The organism is Photobacterium leiognathi, assembly GCF_030685535.1.
In the GTDB taxonomy this organism is placed as follows: domain Bacteria; phylum Pseudomonadota; class Gammaproteobacteria; order Enterobacterales; family Vibrionaceae; genus Photobacterium; species Photobacterium leiognathi.
On the sequence record NZ_CP131601.1, the window covers coordinates 3,175,767 to 3,196,871 of the forward strand.

Below are 21,105 nucleotides of genomic sequence, written 5' to 3' on the forward strand. Positions count from 1 at the left end.
TCGCTTTTTAGATCTGGAATATCGCTTATTCAGGCTTTTGCGTTAGACATTCGCCACGCGCTGCGCCTTCTTGTGCTAACCACTCAGCAACTGTTTTCGCAAAGTACGTTAGGATGCCATCCGCACCTGCACGCTTAAAGCAAAGTAGTGATTCCATGATGGTTTCACGCTCTTTAAGCCAGCCATTTTGAATCGCTGCCATGTGCATCGCATACTCGCCAGAGACTTGGTAAGCATAGGTTGGTACTTGCAACTCACTCTTCACACGACGAACCACATCAAGGTAAGGCATACCTGGTTTCACCATTACCATATCAGCGCCTTCATTGATATCCATTGCCACTTCTTGCAATGCTTCATCGCTGTTTGCCGGATCCATTTGGTAAGTCTTCTTATCGCCACCTTTTAGGTTGCCAGAAGAGCCAACAGCATCACGGAACGGACCGTAGTAGTTCGATGCGTATTTCGCAGAGTACGCCATGATTTGGGTATTAATATGACCTGCTTCTTCTAATGCTTCACGAATCGCACCAATACGACCATCCATCATGTCTGATGGTGCAACCACGTCTGCCCCAGCTTCTGCGTGTGACAATGCTTGCTTGATCAAAACTTCTGTCGTGATGTCGTTTAGCACGTAACCTTCATCATCGATGATGCCGTCTTGACCGTGAATGGTGAACGGATCAAGGGCGATATCGGTGATCACGCCAAGCTCTGGCACATGCGTTTTCAGCGCGCGCACTGCCGTTTGAACTAAGCCTTCAGGGTTGTAAGCTTCTTCTGCTAACTCTGATTTAAAATCTTGAGAAACCACAGGGAAAAGTGCAATCGCAGGAATGCCTAACTTAGCAAGGTATGCCGCTTCTTCCAGTAGCAGATCAATCGATAGACGCTCAACACCCGGCATAGACTCTACCGTTTCACGACGATTTTTGCCCATCAACACAAACATTGGATAAATCAAATCATTCACTGATAGTTGATTTTCCGCCATCAAACGACGGCTAAAGTCATGCTTACGCATACGGCGCATACGACGACCAGGAAACGCACCTTGAATAGATACTGACACGACAAACTCCTCGCTAAAAAATAGGATTAGATAATATCACTCAGACTGACGAATGTGGCTTAAATCGAAAAAAAAGCCTGACTATTAACATAAGACTGCGCAATGACTTGCTCTGCGGTTTCACCACGACACTCGGCGATCACGGCAGCAATATGTGGTAAAAACTTTGGCTCATTACGGCTCGATTTTGGTTTAGGACGGTAATCTCGCGGTAGTAGGTACGGACAATCGGTTTCAATCATTAAACGGTTTGCAGGGATATGACGTACGACTTCGCGTAGCTCTTGTCCGCGGCGTTCATCACATACCCAACCCGTAACCCCTATGTGTAAATCAAGATCTAAATACTCCCTCAACTCTTGCTCTGAGCCAGTAAAGCAATGCAGTACTGCCGCAGGTAATTTATCTCGCCAAGGCGTCAAGATTTCAATAAAACGTTCATGGGCATCACGGCAATGCATAAATACTGGCATGTTCAGCTCAGCCGCTAACGCCAGTTGCGCATCAAAGACCGCTTTTTGCTGTGGACGAGGAGAAAAATCACGGTTGAAATCAAGCCCACATTCGCCAATCGCCACCACTTCCGGTGTTGCTGCTAAAGCACGAATATCGGGTAGCGACAGATCGGTCACTGACTTTGCATCATGCGGATGAACCCCAGCGGTTGAATAGCAATAATGCGGCCATTGCTGCGCCATTTGTTGCGCCTCAATGCTCTCTTCAATACTGGTGCCCGTAATAATTAAATGCTTCACACCCGCTTCTTGAGCACGTGTGATCACATCCGCACGGTCTTTATCAAAACGGTTATTTGTTAAGTTCACACCAATATCTATCATCTGTTTATCCATTCTCTGCGCAGTAATATCTACAAGCTCAGTATATAGAGCCTGTTCGCTTAGTACCAAACCCATATTTTAGATATAAAAAAACCGACGATTAGGTCGGTTTTTTTCATCATCACATAGTACAAAGTACTATTTACTGTTGCTCTTCGTGCTCTTCCGTATCATCCAGCTCATCATGATCACGTACATAGAAACGTGAGAAGAATAAGCCAACTTCAAACAATAAACACATAGGTACAGCCAACAAGGTCTGAGAAACAATATCAGGCGGTGTTAACAGCATACCAACGACAAACGCACCTACGATAATGTAAGGACGTTTGCTACGTAGAGACTCAGGATCGGTTGCACCGATCCAACACAACAAAATAATCGCCACTGGAATTTCAAAAGCGATACCAAACGCCATAAATAGCGCCAGAACGAAGTCCAGATAATTTGCGATGTCTGTTGCCACCTCTACCCCTTGTGGGGCAACGCTGGTAAAGAACTTAAAGACCAATGGGAACACAACGTAGTAGGCAAACGCGACACCTGCGTAAAACAGCAATGAGCTGGAAAACAGCAGTGGCATGATCAGCTTACGTTCGTGCTTGTACAAACCTGGCGCAACAAACGCCCAAACTTGGTACAAAATCATTGGCACAGCAATAAACACTGAGGTAACTAAAGTCAGTTTTATCGGTGTAAAGAACGGCGACGCCACATCTGTTGCAATCATGGTCGCACCAGCAGGCATACGCTCTACTAATGGTGCAGCTAAGAAGGCATAGATATCATTGGCAAACCAAACTAAACACAGAAAAACCACCAGCACGCTCAACATAGAACGCAGAAGTCGCGTACGTAGTTCAAGTAAATGACTAAATAGCGGCTGCGTATCTTCGACGGTCGACATAGTGATGTAATTTATTCCTGCTTGTGTGAAGTCGTTGCTGAGGTTTGCTCGCTTTTATCAGCATAAGGGCGCTGAACATCTGAAGCCGCTTTTTTAAGCTCATCCACAGAGTCTTGCAATTCCGGCGCTAAGTCCTTCATCCCCATTTGCTCGGCTTTTTTCAGATTTGCCTGCAATTCCTGAATTTTCAGTTCTTGCGATAGTTCATCTTTAACCGAGTTTGCCATATTACGAGCAGCACCTATCCACTGCGACACTGTGCGTATCGCAACGGGTAGACGTTCCGGCCCCAGTACTACTAATCCCACCACGGAGATCAGTACTAACTCCCAGAACCCGATATCAAACACGTGTTAAACCTGCTCTTTGTCTTTTTGACTAGTTGTAGTCTGATCCGCTGGCTTTTTCTCGTCAGCAATTTTCTTTTGCTCGAAGTCAGCATCGTTGTTGTCTGACTCTTTTTTCGCAGCAGGTGCAGCTTCATCATCACTGATTGCTTTTTTGAAGCCTTTTACTGCAGAACCTAGGTCACCACCTAGAGTACGAAGTTTCTTCGTTCCGAACAGAAGAACAATGATCAGGGCAATAATTAATAATTGCCAGATACTGATACCACCCATGCTTGTTTTACCTCAGCTTTATGTGGTTAATAACGAAAGTGCGTTTATCAACGCAACTATAAGTATAGGCGAGAGCCAAACCGATTATTTTCGGCAGGTACGCCATCCTAGTAACCAAAATAAACCACCGACACCGGCAGATACTGCTGGGTAAGTCGCTACTTGATCACCAAAGAGTATTGCAGCACACACCATAAAAGTGGCGCCGATACCAAAATAGAACCTTGCCTGGTTATGAGTGCGTCGATTCTCCATGAAATTATCATAGAGTTTATCGATCCGCTGATTCATTACCTTGCCTTGGCGCAAGCTGTCATAAAGTAATTCTGGCAGTTCAGGCAATTTTTCAGCCCAAAATGGCGCTTTACTTTTTACCGCTTCAATAATGGCTTGTGGGCCAACTTGACGCGACATCCAGTTTTCCAAGAACGGCTTGGCTGTTGCCCACAAATCAAGTTGTGGATACAACTGGCGTCCTAAGCCTTCAACATACAACAAGGTCTTTTGTAATAGGACCAGTTGTGGTTGCACTTCCATATTAAAACGGCGAGCAGTATTAAACAGGTTTAACAACACATGACCGAATGAAATTTCGCACAGTGGCTTCTCAAAAATAGGCTCACACACAGTACGAATTGCAAATTCAAACTCATCCACATTGGTATCATGTGGAACCCAGCCTGAATCGACGTGTAATTCTGCAACCTTACGATAATCACGATTAAAAAAAGCCAATAAATTTTCAGCTAAATAACGCTTATCTTCTCGGTTTAACGTCCCCACAATGCCACAATCTAACGCGATCCATTGGGGATTTTCCGGGTTCTCATAAGAGACAAAAATATTACCCGGGTGCATATCAGCATGGAAAAAACTGTCACGAAATACCTGAGTAAAGAAGATATTTACCGCATTTTCAGACAGTAATTTTAAATCCGTGCCGTTCGCTTTTAGCCCCTCAACGTCAGAAACTTGGATACCATAAATACGTTCCATGACAAGAAGATTAATACTGCTGTAATCGGTATAAACTTCCGGTACATACAGTGTGTCATCTCCTTCAAAGTTACGACGGAGTTGAATGCTATTGGCCGCTTCACGCATTAAATCAAGCTCATCGAGCAAGGTTTTTTCGTATTCACGGACCACTTCAACAGGGCGTAGTCGTCTTGCTTCTGGTTGGAGGCGAGAAACTATCTCTGCCATCCTGTACATCAGCTTAATATCAGCCTCAATAATTGGCTTAATATCAGGACGAATGACTTTAAAAACAATTTCTTTGCCGTTTTCTTTTAATGTGCTCGTATGCACTTGAGCAATCGATGCCGAAGCGAGTGCGACTTCATCGAAATCATCAAACCATTGCTCTAACGGCCCACCTAATGCTTGCTCGATAGTACGTTTCGCTAACTTACCATCGAATGGCTCAACTTGATCTTGCAGCAGAGCCAATTGATCGGCGATATGCGGTGGAAACAAATCGCGACGCGTTGACATCATTTGACCGAATTTGATCCAAACAGGACCTAACTCTTGCAACGCTAAACGTAATCGCTCACCCAATGGTTTATCTGGGTATTCGTTTTTGATCCAAAACAGCGATTTACGAAGTTTCTTTGGAAGTTCAGTGCGCGGATCGACAGGGATAAAGTCATCCAAGCCATAGCGCAGTTGTACTTGAATAATACGGTACAGCCGTTTTATTTCTGAGTAACTCATCATTGCCAATTTATCGCTCAAGTAACTGGTTCAATCGGGCTTCAAAACGGGCAACATCTGATTTCAAGTCGTCAACTTGATCGCAGAAATGCATCATTTCTAAAGGCTGGGGTAACAATCGCCATTCCTCTGTGATCACTTCAGCAAGGTCGCGTTGGCGATTTTTAATCCCTTGGCGAATAAATCGACTGCCTGACTTTACACTACTGACTAAAGTATGAGCAACTACATCACCAGTATATTCTGATAACTTGTCCTCAAAATCAGGTTTTAACCCGCTTAACAAACTGGAAAAGTGCTGTGCTAATTGCAGATCACCATCTAGCGCCAACTTATCTGCTTTGATCAACTGCGTTAGGTTAGCTTGTTGACGCAACTCAGGCAGAACCGACAGGTTTAATGCTAATTGACAATCAACCTCGCCTTCAAATCCTGCCAGCACATCAATTTGATGGCTAAAGACAAAATACATTGTCTTATTAAATTCATTCAGCTTGACGCTGATCACTTTGCCACGTAAACGAGTAAGACGACGCTGACTATCAGCATCATCTTTAATTAATTGATTCAGAGCTGTTTCAACCGCACCGTTAACAAACGCATCTATTGGCATAGGATCCTCAGAACTTATAACCACGGTGCAAGGCAACAATACCGCCCGTTAGGTTGTAATAACTTGTTTGATCGAAACCCGCTTCATCCATCATTCCTTTCAAGGTTTCTTGATCAGGGTGCATACGGATAGATTCAGCAAGGTAACGGTAACTTTCAGCATCATTAGCAATGATTTCACCCATTTTAGGTAATAGGTGGAATGAATACGCATCGTAGACTTTTGATAATGGCTCTAAAATTGGCTTAGAGAATTCTAATACTAATAAACGACCGCCTGGTTTTAGTACGCGGTACATTGAGCGCAGCGCTTTTTCTTTATCCGTTACGTTACGTAAACAGAAACTGATAGTAATACAGTCAAAGTAATCGTCAGGAAACGGCAGCTCTTCCGCATTGGCTTGAACATATCCCACATTACCCACAATACCGCTATCACGCAGTTTGCTACGACCAACTTTCAACATTGAGTTGTTGATATCAGCCAAAATAACTTGACCAGTTTCACCCACGATACGTGAGAATTTTGCCGTTAAATCACCATTACCACCGCCTAAATCCAGTACACGTTGACCTTTACGAACGCCACTACAATCAATGGTAAAGCGTTTCCAAACGCGGTGAATACCCATCGACATCAGATCGTTCATGATGTCGTATTTTGCTGCAACCGAATGAAAAACCTCAGCAACCATGGTTGCTTTCTCTTCTTTGGCGACGGTACGGAAGCCAAAGTGAGTCGTATCTTGTGTGGTGTCCGTCATGTTCAATCCGTTTATAGATACTGATGACGCTTGGCGTCTAATTACGCAACGTCACCAGTATTAAATTCATTTATTCAACTGGGCTTAGTGTACTTGATGGTTGCTCTTTGCTCAAAGCGCTTTGCCCATCATTATGATAAATCCCCTTCCGAGGGCGCGGTAATATGAGAAAAGCCTCGATATTCCGTCAGGTTAGATTGTGACTTTTCCACCAGCGGAGCACTAATATCACGTTTCACTTCAACCCCTAGCTGTTTAAAGCTTTCCGCTTGGCGGATCACGTTGCCACGGCCTGTTGCCAGTTTATTCATCGCCCCTTGGTAACTTTGATTCGCTTTTTCTAACGACTGCCCCATGGCTTCCATGTCGTTTACAAATAAGCGTAGCTTGTCATAAAGCTTACTGGCACGCTCTGCGATCTCTTTGGCGTTTTGATTCTGTCTTTCATTGCGCCACAAGTTATTAATAGTACGTAATGCCACTAATAACGTTGTTGGACTGACCAGCATAATATTAAGATCCATCGCATCACGAATAAGCGCAGGATCGGCTTCAATCGCGGCTTGGAACGCAGGCTCTACAGGAATGAACATCAACACATAATCAAGGCTACGAATGCCGTGTAATTGATGGTAATCCTTACGACTTAGCCCTCGCATATGAGCGCGCATGGAAGCAACGTGCTCGCTCATTGCAAGCTCTCGCTCGGCAATGGTGTCAGCATTAAAGAAACGCTCATACGCCACCAGCGACATTTTCGCATCCACGACGACGTCTTTCTGTTGTGGTAAATGCACCACCACATCGGGTTGGTAACGCTTACCCTCTTCATTTTCTAAGCTAACCTGGGTTTGATATTCATGCCCTTCGCGAAGCCCTGAATCAGACAGTACCCGAGCCAACACCACTTCGCCCCAGTTACCTTGGGCTTTGTTATCTCCTTTTAAGGCTTGGGTTAAGTTAATGGCTTCTTGTGCCATTTGCTCATTAAGCTGTTTAAGACTATTTATTTGATGCACTAAGGTATGGCGCTCACGAGACTCTTGGGTAAAGTTATCATTAACCTGCTTTTTAAACCCTTCAAGCTGCTCTTTAAGTGGGCTTAAAAGCGTCTCTAAGCTCATCTTATTTTGCTCATCCACGGTTCGTGTTTTTTGCTCAAACAGACGATTAGCTAAACTTTCAAATTGAATACGTAGACGCTCTTCAGCATTTTCTAATAGCTTAATTTTTTCATCCGCGGCTTTTTGCTCTTCAAAATGGCGAGCATCTTGCTCACGCAGATCAGCCTCTAACCCCGCATTCGCTAAGCGGGCATTATCCAGTTGTTCTGATAAGTACTGTTTTTCATTTTGCAGTGCTTCAAAATGACGCATTTTCTCTAACGCGGCAGCTAAACGACCATGCATTTGACGAATTTCATGGGTCAGCCTGTCACGATCATCATCAAGCTCTTCCAGCTCTTGATTACGTTCAGTTAATTGGCTTTGTAGCTGCTGCTCTCGACTTTGTGCCAAACGCGCATCAGATTCTGCTTGCTGCTCAACTAACTGCAAGGTTTGTTCAAATCGCCCTTTATACCAGAATGCGGTGATCACACTGGCAACCGTTGCCCCTAACAATGTTGCTAATGCCGTGATAACGCCACCGCTTAACCATTCTGCCATCGTAAATACTCTATCTTCCTGACGGTTTATTTCTGTAATAAGGCTAAGAGGATACTGGATAAATGTCCAGCTAACGAGCATAACTCGCGGTATTAATTCAACAAGCAAAGAGATTTGTTTGCAGTCGATCACAAGGTGTTATTGCCCTTGCTATTCAGCTTTAAGATCATCTCCTACACTGTTTTCTTTTCACGTTTGCTTAATAATGGAATGTAATGAACGAACGTCTCGCCTTGGGCTATGGTATGGGGGCAGTGTTACTGTGGTCGACTGTCGCCACCGCCTTTAAAATCACTTTAGATTACTTTTCACCCGTACAAATGATGGTGATCGCCAGTACGGTTTCAGCGTTGGCACTCATCGCCATTGCTTATTATAAAAATACGCTCCACCAGCTAAAACAGACCTTTATTAAACGTCCACTCTATTACCTCGCGCTTGGACTGATAAATCCCTTTGCTTATTACTTAGTCTTATTTAAAGCCTACGATTTATTGCCCGCCTCACAAGCACAACCCATCAACTACAGTTGGGCAATCACTCTAACTTTAATGGCAGCTATTTTTTTAGGGCAAAAGATTCAACGTAAAGATTGGATTGCTTGCGTGCTGGGATATGGCGGTGTGGTGGTGATAGCAACTCAAGGCAATATTGCCGCATTGAATTTCACCAGTCCGTTAGGCGTTGCGTTAGCATTATTTTCAACACTGTTATGGGCTTACTATTGGATTTTAAATACTAAGAATACTGCTGATCCAATCCTTGGCTTATTGCTTGGCTTTTTAGTTTCACTGCCATTTTCTATCGGCTTGAGTCTTTATCTTAGCGGTTGGCAAAGTGTACCTTGGCAAGGCTGGGCAGCCGTCACTTATGTCGGTTTGTTCGAAATGGGGATCACCTTTGTTTTATGGCTCAATGCCCTACGGTTAACCCGTAATACGGCTAAGATCAGTAACCTGATTTTTATCTCGCCATTTATCTCTTTATTGCTACTTGCCACTATCATTGGCGAAACCATTCATCCATCTACTTTGATCGGATTAGTGTTGATCATTGCAGGTTTAATCATCCAACAATGGAAAACGAAAAAAGCAGTTACAGCCGAGCCTTAAACGAAAAAAGCCTGTCATCTGACCTGTCTCTTATACACAAATCCCTAAGCCAATGCTTGGGGATTTTTTTGAACTAATTTTATGTTTCATGATCTGATCATCTAAGCAATGATAAGGATGATTATGATGACCTATATAGAACCAACTCTTTGGGCTCAAAAACAATTCGGTCAAGCCGATCTTAATGACCCAAGACGCACTCAAAGACTCGTTGCTCTAGCTACCTCTCTGGCTGAACAACCTGGTATCCCTATCTCAAAACTCATCATCTCCCCAGCCGATATGGAAGGGGCTTATCGCTTTATTCGTAATGACCAAATCAAAGCAGAAGATATTGCAGAAGCTGGATTCTATGTCACAGCACAAGAAGCTTTTGAACAACAAACACTGCTTGCATTGGAAGATACCACTTCTCTAAGTTACTCACATCACAGCATACAAGATACACTCGGGCATTCCAATCAAGGTAATCGACACCGAGCAATGTTCGTTCATTCAACGTTGCTTTTTGCTCCCGAAACTCACACTGTAGTTGGTTTAATCGAACAACAACGCTGGACCCGAGATATTGAAAAACGTGGTCAAAGACACCAGCATGCAACTCGACCATACAAAGAAAAAGAAAGTTATAAATGGGAACAAGCATCTCGCCATGTTGCAGAGCGACTAGGCGAGAAAATGTCAGAGGTTATTTCTGTATGTGATAGAGAAGCCGATTTATTCGAGTACCTCACTTACAAGCACGAGCAACAACAACGATTTATCGTTCGCTCAATGCAAAGTCGCTGTATCGAGGAGCATGATAATCGTCTTTATGACTACGCTTCCAAGTTGTTATCAGCAGGAAGCAAAGAGCTAAAAATACCGCAAAAAGGCGGTCGTAAGTCCCGCACGGCTCATCTAGACATCAAATATGCTCCCGTGACACTTAAGTCTCCCGCTAATAAAAAAGAGTTCGATAATATCTCTCTCTACTATGTTGGATGTATAGAGCAAGGTGAGAGTGACGACAAGCTCGCATGGCATTTACTGACATCAGAGCCTGTAACGAACAAAGAGGAAGCACTTAACATCGTCAGTTATTATGAGCGTCGTTGGCTGATAGAAGATTTTCACAAGGTTTGGAAAAGTGAAGGCACGCAAGTTGAACAACTGAGAATGCAAAGTAAAGATAACTTAGAAAGGCTCAGTGTTATTTTGGCATTTATTGCTACTCGTTTACTCCAGTTAAGATTTATGAACGAATCTAAAGAGTTATCTAGTAGCTGTTGTGAACGGGTGTTAAAAGGTAAAGCGTGGAAGCTTATGTGGTTAAAATTGGAGAAGAAAAAGCTGCCCAAAGAAGCACCAAATATATCGTGGGCTTACAAAAGTATTGCACGGTTAGGTGGTTGGAAAGATACCAAGCGGACGGGTCGCGCTTCTGTAAAGACATTATGGCAAGGATGGTTTAGGTTACAAACCATCCTTGAAGGATATGAACTAGCTAAGTCTCTTGAACACAATGACTTGTGATCAAGAGACAGGTCATCTGACAGGCTTTTTCATCTCTAGAAACTTATTCGTTCACCGTTGCCGAAATAGGATGCCAACGACGCCCAATCTTCGATGCCAGAATGACTAATCCCGGTACTAATAACCACATTTGCAGTGTCATCAATATAGGTGACGAAAGATCTAAACGCTGCAGCAAGCTAACCATTACACCAGAACCACTCATTTGGAACAAACCTAATAGCGCAGCCGCAGTACCAGCACGATCGCCAAACGGCGCCAATGCCTTACCTGCCGCAGAGCCTAGAACGAACGCAAAACCAAATGAGCACACAAAAATCGGTACCATAAATGCCCATGCTTGTTGTAATGGGCTTAATACCAACATCATAGCGCCAGCGATCATTAAGATAATTAAACCAGTACGTAACGTGCGGCGAGTACCAAAGCGATCCATAAACTTAGGTGCAACCATACACGCAATAATATTTAATGCGGCGTTAATGCCAAACCACATCGTAAACTGGTTCATGTCTTGACCAAGGTGGTTCATCAACCACACAGGAGCAGATGTTACGTAGGCTAAGATCACAGCCATGGCTAACATACATAGCGATGCATGAAATAAAAATGTCGGTTCACGTAGCACAGACCAATAACGGCTTAAGCTGATGGTTGAGCCTGATACATCCGAGTGTGCTGGGCGTGTTTCTCTAAACAACGCCACCACAAACAGACCAGCAACTAAAGCAAAGCCCGCCATGAAACTAAAGTTTGAACGCCAGCCAAAATGATGAGTTAGCCAAGTGCCTAAAAGAGGAGCTAGCGCAGGGATGAAACAAATCGCACCGTTTAAATAACTGATCATACGACCGCTTTTTTCAGCGCCAAAGCTATCTCGTACAGCTGCAAACGCTGCTACTGAGGTCGCACACGCGCCAAAGCCTTGTAGTAAACGCGCCAACAACAACAGATCTAAGCTGTGTGCTAAATACGCCATGGTCGAACTAAAACCATAAATCACGATACCGCCTAAGGCGATAGGTCGACGACCAATACGATCCGCTAATGGGCCTGCCAATAACTGCCCTAAGCCCATGCTAAACATGAACCAAGTAACAGTATCTTGCACACGAGTAGGATCGACTTGAAACGCACTTGCCATTGCAGGTAATGCTGGCAAATAAATATCAATCGCTAAGGGACTAAAAAGGACCAAGGTTACCATTAAGGTAACAAGCCGAGTGTCGGCAGTAGTTGAATTAGGTGTTGTCATGCTGCGTTCCTAAAAAATGATCGCGCAAGTCTACGGATTTATCGGAATGAATAAAAATGGTTTATTTTCAAAACCGCTTTTCCAAATTGGAATCCACCAGCCAACGTATTAATCACTAAGATAAATAGAGTCATAAGGTGAATAGCCTGTCATTTATCATTGAGACAATTGAAGCGAGCCGCTAAACAAGCTAACGTAACAATATTAAACCTGAATCGCTGATACCGTGGTGATTAGGGTGAATTTGATCTAACCGCCTTTCAACGGTGGTTTCTTGACAAGGACCTATACATGCAAGCAGTTATCGCACAACGTATTGAGCAGATCCGTCAGTGGCTTGAAGCAGAGCAACTCGATGCCCTACTGATCCCTCATGAAGATGAATATCTTGGAGAGTACATTCCCGATCATAACGAACGCCTTCATTGGTTAACCGGTTTCCGCCATTCTGCAGGTGCTGCCGTGATCACTCGTGACCGTGCTGCCATGTTTGTTGATGGTCGTTATGTTGTGCAAGTTCGCAAGCAAGTACCGGGTGATGTGTTTGAATATTGCCATTTGATCGAGCAACCACCAGTGCAATGGGCATTAGAAAATCTAGCCGCAGGTAGCAAAATCGCCATTGATAACCGCCTACACAGTGCGGCATGGCTAAAAAACACTATCACAGCCCTTGATGGTGAGTTAGATCTGGTAGCGGTTAACGAAAACCCAATTGATGAATTATGGTTCGATCGCCCAGCACCAAAACTGTCGGATGCCGAATTAATGGGGCTAGAGTATGTGGGTCAATCAAGCGAAGAGAAGCGTGAACAAATTGCCGCACTGCTTAAAAAACAAAAAGCTGACGCTGCCTTTTTAAGCCAACTTGATAGCATTGCTTGGCTACTCAATGTCCGTGGTGATGACGTGCATTGTCTACCCGTTCTGCTATCAGCTGCGGTGATCCACAGTGATGCATCGGTGGATTTCTACATCGATCACCACCGCCTACCAGAAGGTTTTGCTGCACATGTCGGTAACGGAGTAAATATCAGTGAACCTGAACAACTCGCAGCAGGTTTAGCGGCATTTGCAGGCAAGCGTGTACTGTTTGATTCTGCGAACAGTAACGCATGGGCGGCTCAGCAATTAACGGATGCTGGCGCACAACTTATTGAAGCGGCAAACCCAACACTATTACCAAAAGCGGCGAAAAACACGACTGAAATTGCTGGTATGAAAGCCTGCCACATCCGTGATGGTGTGGCGATTGCCAAATTTCTCGCTTGGGTTGATGCACAAGTTGCGAATGGCAATCTATTAGATGAAGCCGCACTTTCCGATCAACTTTGGCACTTCCGTCAGCAAGATCCAACTTGTCGTGATGTCAGCTTTGATACGATTTCAGCCTCTGCTGGCAATGCGGCTATGTGTCACTACAACCATATTAACCAACCACAGCCAAGCAAGCTACAAATGGATACGGTTTACTTGGTCGATTCAGGCGGTCAATACCCAGACGGTACAACCGATATCACCCGTACTATCGCTATCGGCAATCCTGGTGATGAAGTAAAACAGGCTTTCACATTAGTACTAAAAGGTCATATTTCATTGGCTTCGGCGCGTTTCCCGAAAGGCACAACAGGCTCACAGCTCGACGCACTCGCGCGTCAGCATCTATGGGCGTATGGCTTTGATTATGATCATGGTACAGGTCACGGTGTTGGTCACTTCTTAAGTGTTCATGAAGGTCCACAACGTATTTCTAAAGTGGCTAACCCAACCGCACTACTGCCAGGTATGGTGTTATCTAACGAGCCGGGTTATTACCGTGCAGACGCATTTGGTATTCGTATCGAAAACCTTGAACTGGTCGTCGATATTGAAACGCAAGGCGACATGAACGTCATGGGCTTTGAGTCATTAACTCGTGCGCCAATTGATAAGCGTTTAATCGAGCCAGCACTACTAACCGACGTAGAGCTTGCATGGCTTAACAACTATCACCAAACCGTGTTTAACGTGATCAGCCCATCGCTGACTGGTAGTGATCTTGAGTGGCTAACACAAGCGACATCACCGCTAAACCGCTAACTCTGAGATAAGAAAAAGAAAAGCCAGTACACATCAGGTACTGGCTTTATTTTTATCCCGAGTATGCAGGGTGCCAATCTTTCCACACCACTTCAAACCCCTGCCGCTTGACGGCAGTTGCGACATCTGCGACCGAGCGTTCATCACTGATCGCAAATTGTTCTAGCTCTGGCGTGTCATCAGCATATCCGCCCGGTTGGGTTTTAGAGCCCGCCGACATACTAGTGATCCCCAAAGGCAATACGTTATCGCGAAAATGCGGTGATTCTCGAGTCGATAACGACAGCTCAACTTCAGGATTAAACAACCGATAAGCACAAATCAATTGCACCAGTTGGCGATCCGTCATCACCGATTTAGGCTCTAATCCACCAGTACATGGTCTTAAACGCGGGAATGAAATCGAGTAGCGGCTTTGCCAATAGGTTCGCTCAAGATAGGCCAAGTGACTAGCAACAAAAAAACAATCCGTGCGCCATTCTTCCATGCCGATCAAGGCACCGATCCCAATCTTGTCTATTCCTGCTTTTGCTAACCGATCAGGTGTCGCTAAGCGGTATTCAAAATTGGTTTTATTGCCTCGCAAATGATGCTTCGCATAGGTTGGTGCATTATAGGTTTCTTGATACACCATCACCGCATCTAAACCAAGTTGTCGCAGCTCTTGATACTCATCTTGCTCAAGTGGCTGTACTTCCATAGCCAAATAACTGAAGTGATCTTTGACTCGAGGGATCGCATCACGAAAGTAATTCATACCGACTTTGGTTTGATGCTCTCCAGTTACCAATAACACACTATCAAAATTTAGCGCTTTTATTGCCTCACACTCTCGCTCTATTTCTTGCTCACCCAGGGTACGGCGCTTAATGCGATTTTCCATCGAAAAACCACAATAGGTACACGCATTGGCACACAGATTCGAAAGATATAACGGCACATAAAAACTCATGGTATGACCAAACCGCTGACGTGTTAGCATCGCAGAGAGTTGTGCCATTTGCTCTAAGTAAGGTTCAGCCGCGGGTGAAATTAAGGCTTTGAAATCCTCTAGATCCAGCGTTGATTTTCCTAAAGCACGCTCAACATCGGTAGCCGTTTTAGCATAAATCGACAAACGGATATCATCCCAATCCATTTGTTGCCAAACATCCACAAAGCTCATGTTGGCTCCTTAGTCGTTAAGAAATGCCGTTAATGGGCTTGATGCAATGGCATGATTCACCTTACCAGCAAGACCAGCTTCATAGGCCATACGACCACTTTCCACGGCCAATTTAAATGCACGCCCCATTGCAATCGGATCACTTGCCGCTGCGATGGCAGTATTAACCAATACCGCATCAGCCCCCATTTCCATCGCTTCTGCGGCATGTGAAGGTGCACCAATGCCCGCATCCACCACCACAGGTACTTGCGCCTGATCGATAATAATGCGAAGAAAATCGCGAGAAGCGATCCCTTTATTCGAGCCAATCGGCGCACCTAGTGGCATCACGGCAGCGCAACCTACCTCTTCTAATCGCTTACAAAGCACAGGATCGGCATGACAGTAAGGCAGTACGACAAACCCTTCTTTTACCAACTGCTCTGCTGCTTTTAGCGTTTCAATCGGATCAGGCATCAGGTATTTTGGATCAGGGTGAATTTCTAATTTTAGCCAATTCGTCCCCAATGCTTCTCTGGCTAACTGCGCAGCAAAGATCGCTTCTTTGGCATTTTTTGCCCCTGACGTATTAGGCAGTAAATTCACTCCAGCTTGGATCAATGGCGCTAAGATATCGTCATCACGCTCAGCAATATTGACCCGCTTTAGTGCCATCGTCACGAGCTCAGAGCTTGTCGCTAAAATCGATTCAGCCATGACATCTCGATTGGCGTACTTACCCGTTCCGGTAAATAATCGCGATGTGAATGTTTTATCTGCAATGGTCAACATATTAACCTCCTGCTATCGCTTGAAATAACGCGATCTGATCGCCATCAGCAATGACGGTTGTCGACCACTCACTGGCTGCAACAATTCGCTGATTTATCGCGATCGCAGTACCTTGTATGGGTAAATCTAACTGCTTAACAAATTGATTGACGGTTTGCTCAGCCTCGCAAGACATAGATTCATCATTCAGCCAGATAGTTATCATGGTAGCCATTTACACAACCTCCCTTTGCTCTTGCTGACCACATACAGGGCAACAAGGAGCAGCATCAATTGATACCTGCTGCCATTTTCCTGTTAAGCCATTAAATTGCTGCAGTAAACCAAACCCAACTTCACCAACACCTGCGATAGCTTTGATCGCATTAAGCGCTTGTAACGTTCCAATAGTGCCTACAACAGGTCCCATCACGCCGTTACTACGACAGTTTTGATCTTGTGGTGGCGTTTCAGCACTTAATGGAAACACACATTGATAACACGGTGAGATCTGTCTGAAATCAAACGCCAGTAACTGCCCTCGCCAACCTATCGACGCACCAGCAATCAGTGGTGTTTGATGCTGATAACAAGCTTGATTGACCGCATAACGGGTAGCCCAGTTATCACTGCAATCAAGCACAATATCGGCCTGCTGTACTTCCATCGCGAGTTGAAAGCCTGCAAGCTTGGCTTTTACTGCACGCGTTCTCACCAATGGGTTCAATGCTAAAAGCTGATCACAGGCTGCTTGCGCTTTATTGAGTGACACATCGTTTTCTCGATAAATCACCTGACGCTGCAAGTTTGAACTATCAACCTCATCATCATCTGCAATCACCAGTAAGCCAACACCCGCAGCGGCTAGGTACATTGCTGCTGCTGAGCCTAAACCGCCCGCACCGACGATCAATACCTTGGCATTGTTAAGTGCAAGTTGTCCCTGCTCTCCCATGTCTTCGAGCATGATTTGTCGGTTATATCGAATAAAAGCAGTATCAGAGAGTCTGTCAGTTGTCATACATCACCTCACGCTGAACTAAACATTTATTGAGTTGTTCGACGGCAATCGCTGGCTCACTAGACTGGGTGATCGCACGTACCACCGCAACACTACTCACCCCTGTGTCCCAAACCACTGGCACACGCGATAAATCAATACCGCCAATCGCCACCGTTGGAAACGCATTGCCAATGAGTTGTTGATAAAGCTTTAAGCGGTGAACACCTTGCGGTAATGACGGCATTTGCTTAGTTGTAGTTGGGTAAATATGACCGAGGGCGATATAACTTGGATTAAATGCCATCGCACGTAGGATCTCGTAATACCCATGGGTTGAGATCCCCAAGCGAAGGTTGGCTTGTTGAATAGCATTGAGATCAGCAACAGCTAAATCTTCTTGTCCCAAATGCACCCCAAAAGCACCATGCTCAATAGCCAGTTGCCAATAGTCATTAATAAAGACCTGCGCATTTGCCTGCTGACCTAACGCAATAGCTTGAGCAACATCTTGCTCTAAACCTTGAGCATTCGGATCTTTGATCCGCAGCTGAGTCGTTTTCACATCCAATTCAAGTAACTGCTTAACCCATTGGACGGAATCCACCACCGGATATAACGTAAGTTTCTCACTATCAACAGGTGAAAAAGCTTCAACTGGCTGACATTCGAATTGCCAACCAATATCTGACAGCTTTGCAAAATTAGCACAAACGATATCAGGGAAAGCATCACGCTCAGTTGACCAAATGCCCATCTGCGTTGACTGGGCATAGGCTCTTGCTAGCACTAGAGCATCTTCTAAGGGGTAATCAAGCGCGAGTGCCACCAATAACATCGCTCGCTGTTGAGTCGCATTACCAAGTTCAACACTGAAACAACCACGCACGTCACCATCATGATGCCAAATATCAAGGTAGCCCCCCTTAACTGGCAAGCCACAAATTACTAAGTCTGGGCGTTTCAGTACTTGCGCTTTGAGCGATGAGAGTTTCCCATCGATAGAGCCCCATTGATCTTGGATCTCATAATCAACAGGTGTTGTGGAGCAGGCTTGTTCAAAGCCTACTCGTTTAACGCAAGAGGGTGTCGATACCTCAATCCACTCTTGGCTTGATGGCATTAACGTGACTTGCTCACCTAACTGATACTCTGCAGCAGAGGCTAATAATGGCTCAATATGCATCACCAGAGACGATAAAACCTTTGGTAAGCTTAATGTGCTCATTTAGCACTCCTCTTTCGCAGGATGATAAAGCTCGCTACCTTTCTCACGGAACTCTTGTGCTTTTTGCTGCATGCCCTCTAACGGATCGTCTAATAGCTTGATTGCTAGCTCATCAGATCGTTCAAGATCTTTTGCATAATCTCGAACTTCTTGAGAAATCTTCATTGAGCAGAATTTAGGGCCACACATTGAGCAGAAATGAGCAATTTTTCCTGACTCTTGAGGTAGGGTCTCGTCGTGATATGCACGCGCCGTTTCAGGATCTAAACCAAGGTTAAATTGGTCTTCCCAACGAAACTCAAAACGTGCTTTTGATAGCGCATTATCACGTACTTGTGCACCAGGGTGTCCTTTGGCTAAATCAGCGGCATGAGCACATAGCTTATAAGTGATAAGGCCAACTTTTACATCTTCTTTATTTGGCAGACCTAAGTGCTCTTTTGGTGTGACATAACAAAGCATTGCACAACCATACCAACCAATCATAGCGGCACCTATGCCCGAGGTAATATGATCATAGCCCGGTGCAATATCGGTAGTTAGTGGACCCAAAGTATAGAATGGCGCTTCATGACAATGCTCAAGCTGCTCTTCCATGTTTTCTTTGATCATATGCATTGGTACGTGACCAGGGCCTTCAATCATGACCTGAACATCGTATTCCCATGCAATCTTCGTTAACTCACCTAAGGTGCGTAGCTCACTAAACTGCGCTTCATCATTCGCATCAGCGACGGATCCCGGACGCAGGCCATCACCTAGTGATAGTGAAATATCGTATTGCGCACAAATCTCACAGATCTCACGGAAGTGCTCGTAGAGGAAACTTTCTTTATGGTGTGCCAAGCACCACTTCGCCATAATAGAGCCGCCACGCGATACAATGCCTGTTACGCGTTTCGCCGTCATTGGTACATATCGAAGAAGTACGCCAGCATGGATAGTGAAGTAATCCACCCCTTGCTCAGCTTGCTCTAGTAATGTGTCACGGAATACTTCCCAGTTAAGGTTCTCAGCCACCCCATTCACTTTTTCTAGGGCTTGATACATTGGCACAGTACCAATCGGAACAGGGCTGTTACGGATGATCCATTCACGGGTTTCGTGAATATTACGCCCTGTAGAGAGATCCATTACCGTATCTCCACCCCAACGGGTCGACCAAACAAGCTTCTCAACTTCTTCTTCAATCGATGAACTCACCGCTGAATTACCAATATTGGCATTAACTTTAACAAGGAAGTTACGGCCAATGATCATTGGCTCAGTTTCTGGGTGGTTTATATTGGCAGGAATAATCGCACGTCCTTCAGCCACTTCTTGACGCACAAACTCAGGGGTAATTTCTTTTGGTAAGTTGGCACCAAAGCTAATACCTGGATGCTGTTGATTTAAGACTTCATCACGGTATTTCGCACGTCCCATATTTTCACGGATCGCGATATATTCCATCTCAGGGGTAATAATACCTTGGCGCGCATAGTGAAGTTGTGTCACGCACTTACCTGCTTTTGCACGGCGGATCGGTGCACGTTCACCAAAGCGTAAATCATCTAGCGTCTTATCATCTAAACGTTCATTGGCATAATTAGAACTTAAACCGTCAAGGAGCTCTGTATCTTCACGATCTAAAATCCATTGTTCGCGAACGGTAGGCAAACCGCTGTAGATATCAATCGTCTTATCAGGATCGGTATAAAAACCTGAAGTATCGTAAACACGTACAGGTTCATTTGGCTCAAAGATAGGGGATTCTTTGCTACCACCAACCAAACTATCAGCAAGAGTGATTTCACGCATAGGTACACGAAGATCAGAACGACTTCCTTGAACATATACTTTTTGTGAATTTGGGTATGGTTGAACAGTTAATGATTCAATAAATTGTTTAGCTTCCAGTCTCGCTTGCTTGCGATTCGACATAGCAGTTTCCTTGATTTTTCAATGTAGGGGAAAATGCTTGGCGGATGGGCGTAAACAAGAGGTGTGTACTTTATGTACAGCTATGCAGATGCGTACAGTGATCATAGAAGATATGTAGCAGAAGACATTCTCTTGTTCCCTTCGCAGGTATTAGCCTGATCAGGTTCAACGGATCCCGCAATGCGGTCTCAGCCATATGGCACTCCGACAAGTAGCAATGAGTATAGAGAAGCTGTAAAAGCGCAACAACCTTTATACTGAGAAAAAATGTGAAAAGTGACAGATAACAAAAAGCCGTGTATCAACACGGCCTCTTATTACATTCAGCATATTGCTCAAGATTACTGTGAAATCAATACATCACAATTAAGGTGATTCGCTAAAGAATCGCTTAAATCACCAAAGAGGTGGAAAGTCGATTTGTGATACCCGGTGATCACAAGGTTCGCATTAAGCTCCTTGGCTAAGGCTTCAATATGTTTAGAGACATCGCCATCTGCAGTATGAATCGCTTTAACCTTGTAAGAAGAAGCAGCAATCAGTTCAGACAACTCTTTCATACGCTTTTTGGCAATAGTGTCGTGCTCTTCTTGTAATTCAACTTCAACATCAATAAAGCTGACATTGCCAATCCCTGGTTCAACATAAGCAACATGTAAATCAGCGTGATTCTGCTCAGCAATAACGCCAGCTTTTACCATCAATTTATGCGCATTTTTATCTTCAGGGTTAACCGCTAATAACACAGTTTGGTAAAGCGACATATCTAGCCTCCTTGAGCCAAGGCTCATTACAAATTCAATAATTATGATTATGATGCTATAAATGTAGCTATACAACTAACGATGTGGCTGACGAATTAATATTCGATT

At 44.6% G+C, this 21,105-nt stretch carries 20 protein-coding genes and 1 riboswitch; of the genes, 3 read left to right on the forward strand and 17 right to left on the reverse strand.

Annotated elements, in window-relative coordinates:
- Nucleotides 1-25: 25 nt before the first annotated feature.
- The 9 genes from hemB to rmuC form a co-directional block, all read right to left on the reverse strand.
- Nucleotides 26-1,075 carry a porphobilinogen synthase gene (gene hemB, locus Q7674_RS21395; RefSeq protein WP_008985998.1) on the reverse strand — a complete coding sequence of 350 codons (1,050 nt, stop codon included), beginning with the start codon at nt 1,073-1,075 and terminating at the stop codon, nt 26-28.
- A 59-nt stretch (nt 1,076-1,134) separates the two neighbouring features.
- Nucleotides 1,135-1,914, reverse strand: a complete 780-nt coding sequence (locus tag Q7674_RS21400) for a TatD family hydrolase (RefSeq protein WP_045066396.1) — start codon at nt 1,912-1,914, stop codon at nt 1,135-1,137.
- Between the two features lie 142 nt (nt 1,915-2,056).
- Entirely contained in the window at nt 2,057-2,821 is a 765-nt protein-coding gene (gene tatC / locus Q7674_RS21405; protein WP_305423313.1) for a Sec-independent protein translocase subunit TatC, read from the reverse strand.
- An 11-nt stretch (nt 2,822-2,832) separates the two neighbouring features.
- Nucleotides 2,833-3,171, reverse strand: a complete 339-nt coding sequence (tatB, locus tag Q7674_RS21410; protein WP_023931280.1) for a Sec-independent protein translocase protein TatB — start codon at nt 3,169-3,171, stop codon at nt 2,833-2,835.
- 3 nt (nt 3,172-3,174) lie between these two features.
- Nucleotides 3,175-3,441 carry a Sec-independent protein translocase subunit TatA gene (gene tatA, locus Q7674_RS21415; protein ID WP_008986002.1) on the reverse strand — a complete coding sequence of 89 codons (267 nt, stop codon included), beginning with the start codon at nt 3,439-3,441 and terminating at the stop codon, nt 3,175-3,177.
- A gap of 84 nt (nt 3,442-3,525) precedes the next feature.
- Nucleotides 3,526-5,163, reverse strand: a complete 1,638-nt coding sequence (gene ubiB, locus Q7674_RS21420) for a ubiquinone biosynthesis regulatory protein kinase UbiB (RefSeq protein ID WP_305423315.1) — start codon at nt 5,161-5,163, stop codon at nt 3,526-3,528.
- A 7-nt stretch (nt 5,164-5,170) separates the two neighbouring features.
- Entirely contained in the window at nt 5,171-5,773 is a 603-nt protein-coding gene (locus Q7674_RS21425) for a ubiquinone biosynthesis accessory factor UbiJ (protein WP_305423317.1), read from the reverse strand.
- A 7-nt stretch (nt 5,774-5,780) separates the two neighbouring features.
- Entirely contained in the window at nt 5,781-6,536 is a 756-nt protein-coding gene (ubiE, locus tag Q7674_RS21430) for a bifunctional demethylmenaquinone methyltransferase/2-methoxy-6-polyprenyl-1,4-benzoquinol methylase UbiE (protein ID WP_305423319.1), read from the reverse strand.
- Between the two features lie 131 nt (nt 6,537-6,667).
- Complete coding sequence (gene rmuC, locus Q7674_RS21435) at nt 6,668-8,203, reverse strand: DNA recombination protein RmuC (RefSeq protein WP_045066398.1); 1,536 nt, start codon at nt 8,201-8,203, stop codon at nt 6,668-6,670.
- 215 nt (nt 8,204-8,418) lie between these two features.
- Here rmuC and Q7674_RS21440 point away from each other — a divergent pair, with 215 nt between their 5' ends.
- Both Q7674_RS21440 and Q7674_RS21445 read left to right on the forward strand, forming a co-directional pair.
- On the forward strand, nt 8,419-9,315 hold the full coding sequence (locus tag Q7674_RS21440; RefSeq protein WP_305423321.1) for a DMT family transporter: 897 nt from the start codon (nt 8,419-8,421) through the stop codon (nt 9,313-9,315).
- Nucleotides 9,316-9,441: 126 nt separating this feature from the next.
- Nucleotides 9,442-10,830, forward strand: coding sequence for an IS4 family transposase (locus Q7674_RS21445; RefSeq protein ID WP_305422587.1), 1,389 nt, complete (start codon nt 9,442-9,444; stop codon nt 10,828-10,830).
- Between the two features lie 43 nt (nt 10,831-10,873).
- On the opposite strand, the gene Q7674_RS21450 is transcribed toward Q7674_RS21445, so the two are convergent.
- A complete protein-coding gene (locus Q7674_RS21450) occupies nt 10,874-12,085 on the reverse strand; it encodes a multidrug effflux MFS transporter (RefSeq protein WP_045066311.1) in 1,212 nt (403 codons plus the stop codon).
- Between the two features lie 291 nt (nt 12,086-12,376).
- Here Q7674_RS21450 and Q7674_RS21455 point away from each other — a divergent pair, with 291 nt between their 5' ends.
- Nucleotides 12,377-14,164 carry an aminopeptidase P family protein gene (locus tag Q7674_RS21455; RefSeq protein WP_305423322.1) on the forward strand — a complete coding sequence of 596 codons (1,788 nt, stop codon included), beginning with the start codon at nt 12,377-12,379 and terminating at the stop codon, nt 14,162-14,164.
- Between the two features lie 52 nt (nt 14,165-14,216).
- On the opposite strand, the gene thiH is transcribed toward Q7674_RS21455, so the two are convergent.
- From thiH to Q7674_RS21490, 7 genes are all read right to left on the reverse strand, one after another.
- Nucleotides 14,217-15,329: a 2-iminoacetate synthase ThiH gene (gene thiH / locus Q7674_RS21460; protein WP_023931271.1), complete on the reverse strand. Its 1,113-nt coding sequence runs from the start codon at nt 15,327-15,329 to the stop codon at nt 14,217-14,219.
- Between the two features lie 9 nt (nt 15,330-15,338).
- Nucleotides 15,339-16,103: a thiazole synthase gene (locus Q7674_RS21465; protein WP_023931270.1), complete on the reverse strand. Its 765-nt coding sequence runs from the start codon at nt 16,101-16,103 to the stop codon at nt 15,339-15,341.
- Nucleotide 16,104: 1 nt separating this feature from the next.
- Entirely contained in the window at nt 16,105-16,317 is a 213-nt protein-coding gene (thiS, locus tag Q7674_RS21470; protein WP_023931269.1) for a sulfur carrier protein ThiS, read from the reverse strand.
- Complete coding sequence (locus Q7674_RS21475; RefSeq protein ID WP_023931268.1) at nt 16,318-17,103, reverse strand: HesA/MoeB/ThiF family protein; 786 nt, start codon at nt 17,101-17,103, stop codon at nt 16,318-16,320. It lies immediately after the preceding gene.
- Nucleotides 17,093-18,310 carry a thiamine phosphate synthase gene (thiE, locus tag Q7674_RS21480; RefSeq protein WP_305423324.1) on the reverse strand — a complete coding sequence of 406 codons (1,218 nt, stop codon included), beginning with the start codon at nt 18,308-18,310 and terminating at the stop codon, nt 17,093-17,095. Before thiE ends, Q7674_RS21475 begins: the two co-directional genes overlap by 11 nt.
- A complete protein-coding gene (gene thiC, locus Q7674_RS21485; RefSeq protein ID WP_045066307.1) occupies nt 18,311-20,233 on the reverse strand; it encodes a phosphomethylpyrimidine synthase ThiC in 1,923 nt (640 codons plus the stop codon).
- A gap of 119 nt (nt 20,234-20,352) precedes the next feature.
- Nucleotides 20,353-20,450: riboswitch (TPP riboswitch) on the reverse strand.
- A gap of 124 nt (nt 20,451-20,574) precedes the next feature.
- Nucleotides 20,575-20,997: a universal stress protein gene (locus Q7674_RS21490; RefSeq protein WP_023931265.1), complete on the reverse strand. Its 423-nt coding sequence runs from the start codon at nt 20,995-20,997 to the stop codon at nt 20,575-20,577.
- Nucleotides 20,998-21,105: the final 108 nt, after the last annotated feature.

Excerpts from the sequence above, each read along its gene's own strand:
- Q7674_RS21400 (WP_045066396.1), bottom strand. The coding sequence starts at position 1,914 with ATGATAGATATTGGTGTGAACTTAACAAATAACCGTTTTGATAAAGAC.
- tatC (WP_305423313.1), bottom strand. The coding sequence starts at position 2,821 with ATGTCGACCGTCGAAGATACGCAGCCGCTATTTAGTCATTTACTTGAA.
- tatA (WP_008986002.1), bottom strand. The coding sequence starts at position 3,441 with ATGGGTGGTATCAGTATCTGGCAATTATTAATTATTGCCCTGATCATT.
- ubiB (WP_305423315.1), bottom strand. The coding sequence starts at position 5,163 with ATGATGAGTTACTCAGAAATAAAACGGCTGTACCGTATTATTCAAGTA.
- Q7674_RS21425 (WP_305423317.1), bottom strand. The coding sequence starts at position 5,773 with ATGCCAATAGATGCGTTTGTTAACGGTGCGGTTGAAACAGCTCTGAAT.
- ubiE (WP_305423319.1), bottom strand. The coding sequence starts at position 6,536 with ATGACGGACACCACACAAGATACGACTCACTTTGGCTTCCGTACCGTC.
- rmuC (WP_045066398.1), bottom strand. The coding sequence starts at position 8,203 with ATGGCAGAATGGTTAAGCGGTGGCGTTATCACGGCATTAGCAACATTG.
- Q7674_RS21440 (WP_305423321.1), top strand. The coding sequence starts at position 8,419 with ATGAACGAACGTCTCGCCTTGGGCTATGGTATGGGGGCAGTGTTACTG.
- Q7674_RS21445 (WP_305422587.1), top strand. The coding sequence starts at position 9,442 with ATGACCTATATAGAACCAACTCTTTGGGCTCAAAAACAATTCGGTCAA.
- Q7674_RS21450 (WP_045066311.1), bottom strand. The coding sequence starts at position 12,085 with ATGACAACACCTAATTCAACTACTGCCGACACTCGGCTTGTTACCTTA.
- Q7674_RS21455 (WP_305423322.1), top strand. The coding sequence starts at position 12,377 with ATGCAAGCAGTTATCGCACAACGTATTGAGCAGATCCGTCAGTGGCTT.
- thiH (WP_023931271.1), bottom strand. The coding sequence starts at position 15,329 with ATGAGCTTTGTGGATGTTTGGCAACAAATGGATTGGGATGATATCCGT.
- Q7674_RS21465 (WP_023931270.1), bottom strand. The coding sequence starts at position 16,103 with ATGTTGACCATTGCAGATAAAACATTCACATCGCGATTATTTACCGGA.
- thiS (WP_023931269.1), bottom strand. The coding sequence starts at position 16,317 with ATGGCTACCATGATAACTATCTGGCTGAATGATGAATCTATGTCTTGC.
- Q7674_RS21475 (WP_023931268.1), bottom strand. The coding sequence starts at position 17,103 with ATGACAACTGACAGACTCTCTGATACTGCTTTTATTCGATATAACCGA.
- thiE (WP_305423324.1), bottom strand. The coding sequence starts at position 18,310 with ATGAGCACATTAAGCTTACCAAAGGTTTTATCGTCTCTGGTGATGCAT.
- thiC (WP_045066307.1), bottom strand. The coding sequence starts at position 20,233 with ATGTCGAATCGCAAGCAAGCGAGACTGGAAGCTAAACAATTTATTGAA.
- Q7674_RS21490 (WP_023931265.1), bottom strand. The coding sequence starts at position 20,997 with ATGTCGCTTTACCAAACTGTGTTATTAGCGGTTAACCCTGAAGATAAA.